The sequence below is a fragment of the Streptomyces sp. NPDC056361 genome, assembly GCF_042262805.1.
Classification (GTDB): domain Bacteria; phylum Actinomycetota; class Actinomycetes; order Streptomycetales; family Streptomycetaceae; genus Streptomyces.
This window is the reverse complement of sequence record NZ_JBHJQI010000096.1, coordinates 24,640-31,385: the sequence shown is the minus strand read 5'-3', so window position 1 is coordinate 31,385 and position 6,746 is coordinate 24,640. Positions and strand designations below refer to the sequence as shown.

Sequence of the window (6,746 nt, the reverse complement as noted above, 5' to 3'; positions counted from 1 at the left end):
TCACCGCCAGGACGTCCTCGATCCCCTCCGCTCTCCCCATACCAGAACAACGAGTCCCACAGCCGGAAGCCACGACTTGTTTCCCGGCAAGCCCTAACTGATCGTTTCAGAATGAGGTTCGCAGGCGGCGGAAGCATATGAGGCTGCAGGCCAGTTCGAGCAGCCCCTGGTGGAGATCGGCGCGTCGTTCGTATACCTACAACACACGTAGGGCCTGGTCGACGTCACGCTCACGCCTGGCGAGCGCATGCAACACGGCTTGGTCGCCGTGCCGGTCCCGGGCGGCGGCAACGAGCAGGTCCACCGCGATGGCGAGCGCAGCATCGGGCACTCGGCATGGCGCGTCGACACTGAGCGCGAGGTCATCAAGGTGAACCGCCAGCTCGACGCAACGGGTCTGCAGGTATCCGTCGAGCAACATCTCCTCTCCCGGCCGGTGAAGGACAGCCACCCGCCGATCGGCCGACTCCATGCCCAGCCGCTGCGTCAGCCGCATCCACGCTGCCCGGGCCTGCTCAGCCACGACAGCGGACCCGGCTGCGGCAGTTTCCTCGCTGCGGGCACGCACTCCGACGTTCAGCGCAGAGTCCGGCAACGACGTATCGGCGAGCCGCGCGTAATACCGAACCGGTGACATCGGTTCTGCGCCGACTACCTGACCGTCGAGGAACCACTCGACCTGGAGGACGCTACGCGCAAGGTGGCCGGCCAGCCCACCCACTGGCATCCCGGGGAGAACAGATTCGGTCTCCCAGCGTCGGGCTACCTGCTCTGTGGCCAGTAGGTGCACCGCCTTCTCGGCAGCCTGCAGGTAGGTCTTCCGGATCTCATCAGTCATTCGGGCATCGTCGCAATCTCATCATCACAGCTGCTGACAGGTCCACGTTGTGGATCGACCCGCCGCCATGGCCGCCTGGACAGCTCGCCCATGTGGGAAGTGTGGTGGCACGGGAGCGGGCCGGGCATCGGCTTGCATCGAAGGTCTACGAGGTTCCCCCGGGGACCACGGGTCTGTCTCAGGCCGCGGTCCCTTGGTGGGCTTGGTGGGTCCTGGTGGCGGAGAGGGCCGCCGCTAGCCGGACCGAATCAGCGGAGGCGGCCAGTAGCGGCAGCCGGACGGCCGGGCTGGGAATACGGCCCTGGGCATGCAACACCCCCTTGATCACGGTCGGGTTCGGCTCGGCGAAGAGCGCGGCGGACAGCCGGGCCAGCTCCGTTCCCAGCCTGCGGGCCGGTCCGGTGGCGTCTCGCTGCCACAGCGAGATCAGCTCGGCGAAGTCAGCAGTGCGGACATTGGCCGACGCCAGGATGCCGCCGCGGGCGCCCGACGCGAGCAGCGGCGAGATGACGGCGTCATCGCCGCCGAGCACCGCGAAGCCCGGTGTCGACGAGCCGAGCAGTTCCATCGTGGCCGCGTCGATCGCACCGGTCGCGTACTTGACCCCGACGACCTCCGGTAGGCGCCTGAGCGCGTTCAGAGTGCCGGTGCTGAGCGACTGACCGGTGCGGTACGGGATGTCGTAGACGACCAGCGGCAGGCCCCCGTGTTCGGCGAGTGCCGTGAAGTGCGCCAGCGTTCCCGCCTCACCGGGCCGGGTGTAGGGCGGCGCCGGAACCAGCGCCGCGGCGACGTCACCGCTCTGAGCGAGCTCCCGCAGTGTCGTGATGGCGGCGGTGGTGTCGTTGGTGCCGACGCCGACGATCAGCGGAGCTCCGTGTGCCCGGCAGGCGGCCGAGCAGATGCGGACCACCGCTCGCTTCTCCTCGGTGGTCAGCGTGGCCGCCTCCGCAGTGGTGCCCAGGGCGACGAGTCCCCGAGCGCCGCCGACCGACAGCGCCTCGTCGGCGAGGCAGGCGAGCGCGTCCGGGGCGAGGCGCAGGTCGTCGGTGAACGGAGTCACCAAAGGGACAAACAGGCCGGTGAGATTCGCTTCGGGCTTCATGCGCCCAGCCTGACCGACACAAACCCGGTAGATCTAGTTCATGTTTCTTTGCCTATACGTAAGCTCACCTTATGCTCGATGTTCGACGACTCCACCTGCTGCGCGAACTGGACCGACGCGGCACCATCGCGGCCGTCGCCGAGGCGCTGGCCTTCACCGCCTCGGCCGTCTCCCAGCAGCTGAGCGTGCTTGAGCGCGAGGCGGGCGTACCCCTGCTGGAACGAAGTGGCAGACGGGTGGTGCTCACCCCCGCGGGCCGCACCCTCGTCGCCCACGCCGATGCCGTCCTCGAACGCCTCGAACTGGCCGTCTCCGAGCTGGCCGGGGCACGCGCGGGCATCGGCGGGCCGCTGCGGATCGGGACGTTTCCCTCTGGCGGCCCCGCGATCGTGCCCGCCACGCTGGCCGAACTGGCCCAGCGTCATCCCGCGCTGGAACCGATGGTGCAGGAGATCGACTCGGCGCGAGTCTCCGACGGCCTACGCGCCGGCGAACTCGACGTGGCCCTCGTCCACGACTACGACTTCGTGCCCGCGTCACCGGACACCACGGTCGACCAGGTGCCCCTGTTGGAGGAGCCGATGTACCTGGCCACCGGCAGCGCGCCCGCCACCGGTCTCGTCGCCCGCGGCGAAACGCTGGCCGAGCTGCTCGGACCGTGGGCCATGTCCCCATGGATCACGGCCAGGGACGGCACGACCGGTCACGCGATGGCCGTGCGCGCCTGTCAGGCAGCCGGATTCCAGCCGCGCATCCGCCATCGGGTCAACGACTTTCGTACGGTCCTGGCACTGGCGGCCATCGGGCAAGGCGCCGGATTCGTACCGGAGATGGCCACCGCACACGCCCCCGAGGACGTGGTCCTGACCCGGCTGCCCCTCTTCCGCCGCTCGAAGGTCGCCTTCCGCGCGGGCGGCGGCACCCACCCGGCGATCGCAGCATTCGTGGCGGCGGCGCGAACAGCGGTGGGTGCCACGGGCCGTGCCTCCTTACTGATCGATTCAGTGAGTTGAGTCGCGGGTCTTGTGCTCAGTGATCTTGTCGGCAGGGTGTCAGGAATGCGTGCTGATCTTGTTCCTGACGACCTGTGGCAGCGGGTGGCCCCGCTGCTGCCGCCCGCTCCCGAACGGCGCCGCTGCTACCCCGGTCGGCTGCGTGTTCCCGACCGGGCAGCACTCGCTGGCGTCATATACGTGCTGCGGACCGGTGTTGCGTGGCGCGATGTCCCCGCAGAGACCGTGGGCTGCTCCGGAGTGACGTCCTGGCGTCGGCTGCGAGACTGGACCGAGGCCGGCGTCTGGCCACGCCTGCACGCCGCCCTGCTGGCCGAGCTTCGGCGCGCCACCCTGCTGGACCTGGACGACTGTTCCGTGGACGGTTCGCACGTCCGGGCCCTCAAAGGGGGGATCACGTCGGTCCCCCGCCCGTCGACCGCGCCCGTTCCGGCTCGAAGCACCACCTGATCGTGGACCGCTACGGAATCCCGCTCACCGTGACGCTGACCGGTGGGAACCGGCATGACGTCACCCAGCTCCTGCCGCTGCTGGACGCCGTTCCGCCGATTCGGGGTCGGCGGGGACGTCCCCGCCGCAAGCCCCGGCGTCTACACGCGGACCGGGGCTACGACTTCGACAAGTACCGCCGCCTACTGCGGAAACGCGGAATCAAGCCGTTGATCGCACGACGCGGCGTCGCCCACGGGTCCGGACTGGGCAAGGTGCGCTGGGTGGTCGAGCGTGCCTTCGCCTGGCTGCACCAGTTCAAACGGCTCCGTATCCGATACGAACGACGCGCCGATCTCCACCAGGGCCTCCTCGAGCTGGCCTGCGGTCTCATATGCCTCCGCCGACTGCGAACCTCATCCTGAAATGATCAGCAAGAGGGCATCCGATCAACGTTCATGCGGCTGTGTGCGGGATGCTCGATTCGATTCGCCAGGTTGGTGCAGATTCTCCGGTGAGTTCGCGGCTCATTCTGTTAGCCATCGCCCAGTGGATCATCGTTCGGGATCTCTGCGGCAGTGCTTCGTAGTCGCGCGCCAGGCGGCGGTGCTGCATCAGCCGGCCGAAGGTCCGCTCGATCACCTCTCGCTTGGGCAGTGACTGGAAGCCCTTCACTCGCGGGTCACTGCACCACTTCGGCATCGATTCCAAGGCGGGTGCCGTGCTGGATGAGGCTGGCCTGGTAGCCGCCGTCGGCCCGCACTTTGCTCACGCTCGGACGGGCCGCCGCCTGTGCAGTCAGTGCCTGTTCGATTCTCCCAGCCGCCCGGGCCGCCGATTACCCAGTGCGGGTCACTCCCCAGCGGTGAAAACGTGCTCGGTCGGCGGGCCGACCAGCAGTCCCGGACCCGCCGCCAGCGCCTCGGTCAGATGCGGGCTCGACAGGTGCGCCTCGAACGCGGCGCGATCCTCCCACTCCTCGAACACCAGCCACGCACTCGGGTCCTCGGGGTGGACGTACGCCTGGTAGCTGATGTTGCCCGGCTCGGCCCTCGACGGCTCGACCAAAGAGAGCGCCTGCTCACGAACCTTGTCCTCGGCGCCAGGGGCGGCCTTGAGCAGGGCGATCACGGTGACCTTGGGCATGGTGCGCTCCATTTCGACACGTACTTCCGGGATGCGCGAGTCTATGTTCGCACCCCATACGCCGCAACGCACCGCCGCTCATGTCAACGCAGCGGTCTCCGAACGCAGTTCATGCCCGTTGGTCCTGGAGGTGGCGCTGCTCGACCGGGCTGGTGCGTCGCCGCGGCGACGCACTCGCCAGGCCGGAGTGCCTGGGTCAATCCTCCTAGGATTTACAGACTATGACGATTGATCAGATACCGATCGGCGTGGATGATCTTCGTAGGCAGCTCCATCAGTGCCCGCTGACGCACGCATGCCGTGATAGCGGCAGCCTGTCCAATCATCACCAGCTACTCCTCGGGGGAGACACTCATGCGCAAGCGCGTAGCCGCCGCCATATCCGGCGCGGCACTCATCGCCACCGGCCTGACCGCCAGCCCGGCCAGCGCCGACACCGGCTACTACTCCATCGAGATATACAACCACCTGTGCTGGGACGTGCCGAACTCCAACGCCTACGTCGGCGCGCAGGTGCAGCAGTGGGGGTGCAACGGCACCGACGCCCAGCATTGGTCCTGGCGCCAGGTGGACGCCACCCATTACGAGATCCGCAGCGCCCTGAACCCCGACCTGTGCCTGAACAACTGGGAGGGCGGTGACACGATCGGCAACCACATCAAGCTGTACTACTGCGGTTCGTCGAACCCCGACCGTGTCTTCAACTTCGTCCGCACCGGCCAGCATAGCCAGCTCCAGCCCAAGAGCGCCTGGAAGAACTGCATCAACGGCTGGGGTGGCAACGACTGGGGCAACGAGCTGCGCCTCTACACCTGCATGGACGTCGACAACGAGAACATCGTCAGCTGGGGATAACCTCCCCGGCGTGAGCCACCCGCGTGACAACTACTGCTGATCACGCATCTACAGGATCCTGGCCGATCCCCGGGGAGCCCCCGGCAAGCGCATGTATCGCCCCGCCCTCACACCGGCGAGGACGGCGCCGCCCTCATGGGCTCGGCCAGGATCCGGGCCGAGCCGCAAACGCACCCGACTGCGGCAAGGTCGGCGTCCTCCCTGTCGCCGCCATGGACGACGTCCTACTCCGCCGACAGCAACCGGAGGCCCCGATGCGCATGCGCCCGCCGGGGAACGCGTCCGCCTCAAGGAGGCGGACGGCGAGCCCACAGGCGGCGAGGTCTGCCGCTCAGGCGAGGCCGGTCAGGCGAGGCCGGTCAGGCGAGGCCGGCCACACCTGCTCCGATGACGACGGCGTCGCCGTCGCCGTCGGCATACTCCGTACCTGTCACGACCATGGAGGAACTCCTTCTCGGGTGACTCGCTCGTCGGGTTCAGTCACCATGTCCGGTGCCGCCGCTACCGAAGCCACCGCTTGAGATCCCGCGCCATTTACGCCTTTCCTCGCTCTGCGGCTCGGCGTCAGGCTCGCCGGAGTTCTTCAGGTTGTACGGCATCAGGCGGTGCTCGCCGTCGGTGTGCGGCATCTCGGCGGGCTTGCGGTACTCGGAGACCTCGCCCGGCAGCCGGCCCGTGTCGGGCCGATGTGGCTGCGACTCGGGGTCCGGGGGCGGGAGCTCCTTGTTCTTGACTCTGATGCCGAACGCGAAGGCACCGATGAGGACGGCGACCACGATCAGACCACCGAGTACCTGGGCCAGCCCGGACTGCCAGACACCAGCCGCAGTCTCCGAGGTCTCAAGGATTTGCGCGTTCATGGGGGCATCCCATCTCTCTAGGCCTGTCCGGATGGCCAGTGGCGACCTGAGAGGCGCCGGTCTCGACGCCAACGGGTCAGAAGCCAGTGATGCGGAGGGCGAAGAACAGAGCGACCATCACAGCGCCGATGACGATCAATGAGATCCACACCTTGGGGTGCTCCCAGATGCCGCCGTCGGGCCTTTCACGATGTGCAGAAGAGGTGGAGCCCTCAGCGGGCGGGGTTTCCTGGGGTGGAACCGGCTTGTCGGCAGCCATGGTGCCTCCCGTGTCTCGAGCGGCGTCAAAGCCGCTTCCTCCGACTCAAGCGTCACAAAGCAGGGAGGTAGGGGCCAGTCGCATCGTTCATGCGTCGAAATCTGCCGTCTCGGGCGAGACCGGTCCGCGTCTCCGCCAGGTGCGGAGTGCGTGGCTGCCTGCGGCGGGTCTACGCGACCTCCGTGGTCACCAGACCGTTCGGGCGTCCACTGATCAAGCGCATCCGCGCCTGGATCGGCGA

At 67.9% G+C, this 6,746-nt stretch carries 9 protein-coding genes and 1 pseudogene; 3 read left to right on the top strand and 7 right to left on the bottom strand.

What is annotated here, in order from left to right; all coding sequences use genetic code 11:
• Positions 1–106 precede the first annotated feature (106 nt).
• The 3 genes and pseudogenes from ACFCY7_RS27110 to ACFCY7_RS27100 all read right to left on the bottom strand — a co-directional run.
• Positions 107–193: pseudogene (locus ACFCY7_RS27110) on the bottom strand (IS5/IS1182 family transposase); the annotation flags it as partial.
• Positions 194–196: 3 nt separating this feature from the next.
• Positions 197–838: a maleylpyruvate isomerase N-terminal domain-containing protein gene (locus ACFCY7_RS27105; protein WP_376488669.1), complete on the bottom strand. Its 642-nt coding sequence runs from the start codon at positions 836–838 to the stop codon at positions 197–199.
• 178 nt (positions 839–1,016) lie between these two features.
• Positions 1,017–1,943: a dihydrodipicolinate synthase family protein gene (locus ACFCY7_RS27100; protein WP_376488668.1), complete on the bottom strand. Its 927-nt coding sequence runs from the start codon at positions 1,941–1,943 to the stop codon at positions 1,017–1,019.
• Between the two features lie 71 nt (positions 1,944–2,014).
• On the opposite strand from ACFCY7_RS27100, the gene ACFCY7_RS27095 reads away from it, so the two are divergent.
• Together ACFCY7_RS27095 and ACFCY7_RS27090 are read left to right on the top strand one after the other, a co-directional pair.
• Positions 2,015–2,956, top strand: a complete 942-nt coding sequence (locus ACFCY7_RS27095; protein ID WP_376488667.1) for a LysR family transcriptional regulator — start codon at positions 2,015–2,017, stop codon at positions 2,954–2,956.
• A gap of 45 nt (positions 2,957–3,001) precedes the next feature.
• A protein-coding gene (locus ACFCY7_RS27090) for an IS5 family transposase (RefSeq protein ID WP_376488666.1) occupies positions 3,002–3,810 on the top strand; the annotation gives its coding sequence in 2 pieces (ribosomal slippage) (positions 3,002–3,341 and positions 3,341–3,810; 810 coding nt in all).
• Positions 3,811–3,841: 31 nt separating this feature from the next.
• Here ACFCY7_RS27090 and ACFCY7_RS27085 read toward each other — a convergent pair.
• A complete protein-coding gene (locus tag ACFCY7_RS27085) occupies positions 3,842–4,060 on the bottom strand; it encodes a transposase (protein WP_376488665.1) in 219 nt (72 codons plus the stop codon).
• A gap of 177 nt (positions 4,061–4,237) precedes the next feature.
• Positions 4,238–4,531, bottom strand: coding sequence for a putative quinol monooxygenase (locus tag ACFCY7_RS27080; protein WP_376488664.1), 294 nt, complete (start codon positions 4,529–4,531; stop codon positions 4,238–4,240).
• A gap of 354 nt (positions 4,532–4,885) precedes the next feature.
• On the opposite strand from ACFCY7_RS27080, the gene ACFCY7_RS27075 reads away from it, so the two are divergent.
• A complete protein-coding gene (locus ACFCY7_RS27075; protein WP_376488663.1) occupies positions 4,886–5,386 on the top strand; it encodes an RICIN domain-containing protein in 501 nt (166 codons plus the stop codon).
• A gap of 476 nt (positions 5,387–5,862) precedes the next feature.
• On the opposite strand, the gene ACFCY7_RS27070 is transcribed toward ACFCY7_RS27075, so the two are convergent.
• Together ACFCY7_RS27070 and ACFCY7_RS27065 are read right to left on the bottom strand one after the other, a co-directional pair.
• Positions 5,863–6,246 carry a DUF6479 family protein gene (locus tag ACFCY7_RS27070; RefSeq protein WP_376488662.1) on the bottom strand — a complete coding sequence of 128 codons (384 nt, stop codon included), beginning with the start codon at positions 6,244–6,246 and terminating at the stop codon, positions 5,863–5,865.
• Positions 6,247–6,322: 76 nt separating this feature from the next.
• Positions 6,323–6,505, bottom strand: coding sequence for a DUF6480 family protein (locus tag ACFCY7_RS27065; RefSeq protein ID WP_376488661.1), 183 nt, complete (start codon positions 6,503–6,505; stop codon positions 6,323–6,325).
• Between the last annotated feature and the right edge of the window lie 241 nt (positions 6,506–6,746).

Bases quoted from the DNA above. Each gene is read 5' to 3' on its own strand.
- ACFCY7_RS27100 (WP_376488668.1), bottom strand. From the start codon at position 1,943: ATGAAGCCCGAAGCGAATCTCACCGGCCTGTTTGTCCCTTTGGTGACT.
- ACFCY7_RS27065 (WP_376488661.1), bottom strand. From the start codon at position 6,505: ATGGCTGCCGACAAGCCGGTTCCACCCCAGGAAACCCCGCCCGCTGAG.
- ACFCY7_RS27105 (WP_376488669.1), bottom strand. From the start codon at position 838: ATGACTGATGAGATCCGGAAGACCTACCTGCAGGCTGCCGAGAAGGCG.
- ACFCY7_RS27075 (WP_376488663.1), top strand. From the start codon at position 4,886: ATGCGCAAGCGCGTAGCCGCCGCCATATCCGGCGCGGCACTCATCGCC.
- ACFCY7_RS27070 (WP_376488662.1), bottom strand. From the start codon at position 6,246: ATGAACGCGCAAATCCTTGAGACCTCGGAGACTGCGGCTGGTGTCTGG.
- ACFCY7_RS27095 (WP_376488667.1), top strand. From the start codon at position 2,015: ATGCTCGATGTTCGACGACTCCACCTGCTGCGCGAACTGGACCGACGC.
- ACFCY7_RS27080 (WP_376488664.1), bottom strand. From the start codon at position 4,531: ATGCCCAAGGTCACCGTGATCGCCCTGCTCAAGGCCGCCCCTGGCGCC.